Annotated in this window: 5 protein-coding genes; 1 reads left to right on the forward strand and 4 read right to left on the reverse strand. The window is 63.1% G+C overall.

Features of this window, described 5'->3' with window-relative positions; genetic code table 11:
- From EN993_RS31065 to EN993_RS31075, 3 genes are all read right to left on the reverse strand, one after another.
- Positions 1-940: aldehyde reductase (locus EN993_RS31065; RefSeq protein ID WP_164757921.1), on the reverse strand; the 940-nt coding region annotated here is incomplete at its 3' end.
- A 41-nt stretch (positions 941-981) separates the two neighbouring features.
- Positions 982-2,901 carry a potassium transporter Kup gene (locus tag EN993_RS31070; protein WP_127265681.1) on the reverse strand — a complete coding sequence of 640 codons (1,920 nt, stop codon included), beginning with the start codon at positions 2,899-2,901 and terminating at the stop codon, positions 982-984.
- 103 nt (positions 2,902-3,004) lie between these two features.
- Positions 3,005-3,745, reverse strand: a complete 741-nt coding sequence (locus tag EN993_RS31075; protein WP_127265682.1) for a pyridoxine 5'-phosphate synthase — start codon at positions 3,743-3,745, stop codon at positions 3,005-3,007.
- 135 nt (positions 3,746-3,880) lie between these two features.
- Between EN993_RS31075 and EN993_RS31080 the strand changes: the two genes are divergently transcribed.
- A complete protein-coding gene (locus tag EN993_RS31080; protein ID WP_127265683.1) occupies positions 3,881-4,285 on the forward strand; it encodes an STAS/SEC14 domain-containing protein in 405 nt (134 codons plus the stop codon).
- On the opposite strand, the gene EN993_RS31085 is transcribed toward EN993_RS31080, so the two are convergent.
- A partial coding sequence (locus tag EN993_RS31085) for an ATP-dependent RecD-like DNA helicase (RefSeq protein ID WP_127265684.1) occupies positions 4,286-5,047 on the reverse strand: 762 nt, incomplete at its 5' end.

A 5,047-nucleotide genomic window follows, 5' to 3' on the forward strand; every position in this document is an offset into this window, starting at 1 on the left:
CCTTGGCGTTGGTGGCATTCTTGACTTTACCCAGTTCCGGCGCGAGCTGTGCGGCTTCCCCGTTGAACAGGCCCACGATCCGTACCAGCCAATCGGGAAGCTGCCTGGTCGAGATGCGCGCCGCCGCATCGCCCAATCGCGTTTTCAAAGTCTGGGCGATCTCCCGCACCGTCATGAAATCGCCGGCGATGGCCAGGAACCGCTCGCCCTTGGCGGCGGGATTGGTCATGGCACGCACATGCAGCTCCGCCACGTCGCGTGCGTCGACGACGCCGAAGGACAGGCGTGGCAGCCCGGGCATGGCGCCGTTCATCATACGTTGGACAAATTCGGTGGAGGTGGAATGGTCGGACCCGAGGACCGGCCCGAAGATACCGACCGGATTGACGACGGCCAGCTCCAGCTTGCCACCCTCGGTGGCCACGAAATCCCAGGCAGCGCGTTCGGCCAAGGTCTTCGACTTCACATAGGCACTGACCTTGGCCGTAGGATCGGTCCAGCTCTCCTCGGTGAACGGCTGGCCTCCGGGCGGCATCTTGCCGTAACCGATCGCCGCGAAGGATGAGGTCAGCACGACGCGTTTGACATGGGCGTCTCGTGCGGCCCGCAGCACCCGTAACGCGCCCTCACGAGCCGGAATGATCAGCTCGTCTTCATGCTTCGGCACCCCGGCCGGGAATGGCGAGGCCACATGCAGGACGTAGTCGCAGCCAGCAACGGCTTGTGGCCAGCCCGCGTCGCTCATGAGATCGGCGATTGCAAAGGAGAGCCTGTCGCCCGGTTCAGTGCCACCAGCCTTGAGCATGGCCAGAACATCGGCTTCACGCTTGGCGGAGCGCACTGTCGTGCGCACGCGATACCCGGCGTTCAGCAGTTCGGCAATGCAGTGAGCACCGAGGAAGCCTGATCCGCCGGTGACAAGCACCAATTCGCCGCTCATGCCCGCCTCCGCAACTGTTGAAGTCTACGCGTTCGAGCCCGTCAGATCGCCACCTGTGTACCGATCTCCACCACGCGTCCGGTCGGGATCTGGAAATATTCGGTCGCGTCGGCCGCCGTGCGCGCCAGGCCGATGAACAGCCGGTCCTGCCACACCGGCATGCCGGAATTGGGCGAGGCCTTGAGCGAACGCCGCGACAGGAAGAACGAGGTCGTCATGATGTCGAACTTCCAGCCCTGCTTGCGGCAGATCGCCAGCGCACGCGGGATGTTAGGCTGTTCCATGTAGCCGAAGGTCAGCGTCACCCGCATGAACAGCTCGTTGACCGTCTCCATCTTGACCCGGTCGCTGTCGGGCACCACCGGTTGCGGCGCGGTCACCACCGAAAGGATGACGTTCTGCTCATGCAGCACCTTGTAGTGCTTCAGGCTGTGCATCAGCGCGGTTGGGGCGCTGAGCGGATCGCTGGTCAGGAACACGGCGGTGCCGGACACCAGCTGCGGCTTTTTCTTCAACAGATTGCCGGCGAGGAAATCGAGAGGGATCTCGTTGCGGCGGGTCTTGTCGAACAGATAGCGGCTGCCGCGCACCCAGGTCCACATGGCCAGCACGATGGTGAAGGCCACGGCCAGCGATGCCCAGCCGCCCTCGAACACCTTGACGATGTTGGAGGCAAAGAAGCCAATGTCGATAAAGCCGAACAGCGCCGTCAGCGAGACCGCCAGCCACAGTTGCCATTTCCAGATACGCGTCATGACGACATAGAGCAGCACCGTCGTCACCAGCATGTTGCCGGTCACCGAGATGCCGTAGGCCGACGCCAGCCTGCTGGACTCGCCGAAGCCGACGACCAGCATCATCACCACCAGCGCCAACAGGAGATTGACGCGCGGCATGTAGATCTGGCCGGACTGTTTCTCCGACGTATGCAGGATTTCCAGGCGCGGCAGCATGTTGAGCTGCACCGCCTGCCTGGTCAGCGAGAAGGCGCCCGATATCACCGCCTGGCTGGCGATGACGGTGGCGGCGGTCGCCAGCACGACCATCGGGATCAGCGCCCAGCCCTCGTTCATCTCGAAGAACGGATGGCCGACGACGCCGTTCTTGGCCAGCACGAAGGCACCCTGCCCGGCATAGTTAAGCAGCAGGCAGGGAAACACGATCGCCAGCCAGGCCAGCACGATCGGCTTGCGGCCGAAATGGCCGAGATCGGCATAGAGTGCTTCCGCGCCGGTGACGGCGAGGAAGATGGCGCCGATGGTCACGAAAGCGACGTCGGGCGAATTGATCAGAAAGGCAACGATGTAGTGCGGGCTCACCGCCCACAGGATTTCCGGATCGGCGATGATGTGGTTGAGACCGGAAAGGCCAATGGCCAGGAACCATACCGCGGTCACCGGGCCGAACACCAATCCCACCCCGCCCGTGCCAAAGCGCTGCACAGCGAACACCATGGCAAGAATGACCAGTGTCAATGGCACGACATAAGGCTGGAAGGTCGGCGTGACGACATTCATGCCCTCAACCGCCGACAGCACCGAAATCGCCGGCGTGATGACAGCGTCACCGAAGAAAAGCGATGCCCCGACGATGCCGATACCGAGCATCAGCGCCGAGCGCTTGGGAAAACTGCCGCGCGCCAGCGCCATCAGCGACAGCACGCCGCCCTCGCCGCGGTTGTCGGCGCGCAGCACGAACATGATGTATTTGATTGTGACGATGATCGTCAACGACCAGATGATCAGCGACAAAACGCCAAGAATATCGCCGCGCTGGGCGACATTGCCGCCCGACGACGCCACGAGCGCCTCGCGAAAGGCATAGATCGGGCTGGTGCCGATATCCCCATAGACGACACCGAGCGCGCCCAGCATCAGAACCTTGGTGCTGTGCTGTTCGACTTCCGAATGGCTCGATTGTTCGACGGGTTCTGCCTCACTACCAGTATTGGTAAGGGCCATGGACGACACTCCGATAAGCGCGCGGTGCTCTACGCTTGCTGCGATGCAATATCAAGTGCCGTCGCGTAATGGCTGCCATGCCTGCCACGCGAGGCTGCCATCGCTACCATCCGCAGGCCTTGAGGAACCGACCCACCGTGCCGGCCATGCCATACTCCAACGCGTCGGCTGTCAACCCGTGTCCGATCGACACTTCGGCCAATGCCGGAATGCGCCTGGCAAGTGCCGGCAGGTTGCTGACCACCAGATCGTGCCCGGCATTGACCTGAAGCCCGGCAGCAAGGGCGGCGTCGGCGGTTTTTCCCAGTCTTTCCAGCTCCTTGGCCGCCTTGGCGGAATCGGAATGATAGCTGCCGTAGGGACCCGTATAGAGCTCGATGCGGTCGGCGCCGGTGTCGTGTGCGGCCGCCACGCAATCGGGGTCCGGATCGGAAAACAGCGACACGCGAAAGCCCCCCTTCTTCAGACGCTTGACGATCGGAGTGAGGAACGCGGCCTGGGTCGCGAAGTTCCAGCCATGGTCCGATGTCGCCTGGGCCGGATCGTCCGGCACCAGCGTCACCTGTTCGGGCTGATGCTTTTCCACAAGCAGCAGGAAATCCTCGGTCGGATAGCCCTCGATGTTGAATTCCGCGCGCGGAAACTCGTCGTCGATCAGCGACCGTATCGCGGGCAGATCGGAGCGTCTTGTGTGCCGCTCGTCGGGGCGCGGATGCACCGTCAGCCCATGCGCCCCGGCCGCGAGCGCAATGCGGCCGAGACCGATGACATCAGGCCACGGCAGGTCGCGCCGGTTGCGCAGCATGGCGATGGCATTGAGATTGACGGAGAGCTTTGCGGGCATGCGGGCGGCCTCGTAAAATCATTCGACGCGCCACCTATAATGCCTTTGGCGGGAACAGTAATGCCTTTGGTGGGAACAGACTGGGGGTTTCGGGTGTTCCAAGCCTGATGAACATATCCGGGAAAGGAACCGCCCATGAATTTCCTCGATTCCGTGCCGGCGATCCGTCGTATCGAGACCAGCCGTGACGACCTTTTCGCCATCGACATCGTCGGGCACGTCTCCGCGGCCGACGGCGAAAACCTTTTCGGGCTGATGGAGGCCGCCTATGCCCTTCATCCGCGCATCGATGTGCTGGTGCGCCTCGTCGACCATGATGGCGTCGACTGGACCCATATCGCGGACGAAACCCTGAAGCAGGGCGCCATCCATGCATTGGAACATGTCGGCCGTTGCGCGACGATCGGCAAACCGGACTGGATAGCGGACGCTCAACGCTTTCTGCCGGCTTCGCCACCAATCGAGTTCAGGCATTTCAAGGCGCAAGACGAGGCTGCCGCCTGGCAATGGCTCGGCGCCAGCCCGATTGGCGAGCGATAGCTACCTGACGATCGTCAGCCGCTCGGCCGCCCGCGTGATGGCGGTGTAGAGCCAGCGCTGGCGGGTTTCCTTGAAGGCCCAGCTTTCATCGAACAGCACAATCTCGTTCCACTGCGAGCCCTGCGCCTTGTGCACGGTCAGCGCGTAGCCATAGTCGAAATCGTCGAAGCGCTTCTTCTGCTGCCAGGGGATGTCGGCATCCGGGTCCTCGAAGGCCGCCTTGAGCAGCTTGATCTTGGCGACACCGCGATCCGGATCGTCCTCTTCCGGCGACACCAGAAGGTTGATGCCGGGCTTCACCGTCTCGCGCGACGAGGTCATGACCTTCCACAGCGAGCCGTTGAGCAGGCCCTTGGCCGGATCGTTGCGTAGGCAGACCAGCTTGTCGCCAGCCTGCGGATAGTCGGCATTGAAGCCTTTGAGTTCGCGCAGCCGCTGATTGTAGCGGCGGCGCGTGCGGTTGGTGCCGACCAGCACCTGGTCCGCCTTCAGCACCAGCTCCTGGGTGACGTCTTCCTTGCCGATGACCTGCGCCGTGCCATAGTCGCCACGCATGAACTCGCGGCCCTCGCGCACATCGAGCGCCAGCCGCAGGATCGGGTTGTCGCGCGCCTGCCGGTGGATTTCGGTGAGCAGGAAATCCGGCTCGTGGTCGGTGAAGAAGCCGCCACCCGAGATCGGCGGCAACTGGCCGGGGTCGCCGAGCACCAGGATCGGCGTGCCGAAACTCATCAGGTCGCGGCCAAGCTGTTCGTCGACCAT

The organism is Mesorhizobium sp. M7D.F.Ca.US.004.01.2.1 (genome assembly GCF_003997785.1).
Classification (GTDB): Bacteria; Pseudomonadota; Alphaproteobacteria; order Rhizobiales; family Rhizobiaceae; genus Mesorhizobium; species Mesorhizobium loti.